This is a genomic window from Neisseria sp. P0009.S007 (assembly GCF_051962515.1).
In genome coordinates, this window is record NZ_JBQCVF010000561.1 from 1 (window position 1) to 993 (window position 993).

A 993-nucleotide genomic window follows, 5' to 3' on the forward strand; every position below is an offset into this window, starting at 1 on the left:
TAGTCGTCGTAGTTGCCCGGATAGATGGTGATGGTGTTGTAGTCCAAATCCGCCATGTGTGTGCAGACTTCGTTCAAAAAGTGACGGTCGTGCGAGATGATGATCATGGTGGAGTCGTATTGGTTCAACACGCCTTCCAACCAGCGGATGGTATTAATGTCCAAGTTATTGGTCGGTTCGTCCAAAAGCAATACATCTGGCTTGGAGAACAGGGCTTGCGCCAGCAATACGCGCAGCTTGAAGCCCGGGGCGACTTCTGCCATGGTCGCATTGTGCAAATCTTCGGAAATGCCCACGCCGCTCAACAATTCGGCAGCGCGTGCTTCGGCAGTGTAGCCGTCGTATTCGGCAAACTTAGCTTCCAGTTCGGCGGCTTTCATGTAGTCGTCTTCGGTAGCTTCGGGGTTGGCGTAAATCGCATCACGCTCGGTCATCGCCGCCCACATTTCGGTATGGCCCATCATCACTACGTCCAGCACGCGCATGTCTTCGTAGGCAAACTGGTCTTGGCGCAATTTACCCAAACGCACGCCGTTTTCAATCGCTACTTCGCCGGCAGTCTGTTCCAAATCGCCGCCGAGGATTTTCATGAAGGTGGACTTGCCTGAGCCGTTGGCGCCGATCAAGCCGTAACGGTTGCCTTCGCCAAATTTGACGGATACGTTTTCAAACAGCGGCTTTGCGCCGAACTGCATGGTGATGCCGTTGGTAGAAATCATTATTCGTAAAACCTTTATAAATAGAATGTTATAATCGGACGCGATTGTAGCATATTTTTGCAAAGACCTCAGGATTGAGGCCATAGCAAGTGTGCCCAATGCCTATGCAAGATAAAAACAGACAGCGCTTCACGCAAAAATGCGTTGTAGGCAGCATTTCAGGCCGTCTGAAACGGAGAAACAATATGGAAACGCACAAAATCTATTACGCCGTGATTATTTTGGTATGCGCCGCTTCCATGCTGCTCAGCCCGTTTTTCTATATCCGCCGCAC

The 993-nt window shown here is 50.8% G+C and carries 1 protein-coding gene; it reads right to left on the reverse strand.

Annotated features, from left to right (window positions below):
- On the reverse strand, positions 1 to 719 hold a 719-nt coding region (locus ACTHS3_RS14800), incomplete at its 3' end, for an ATP-binding cassette domain-containing protein (RefSeq protein ID WP_440368345.1).
- Positions 720 to 993: the final 274 nt, after the last annotated feature.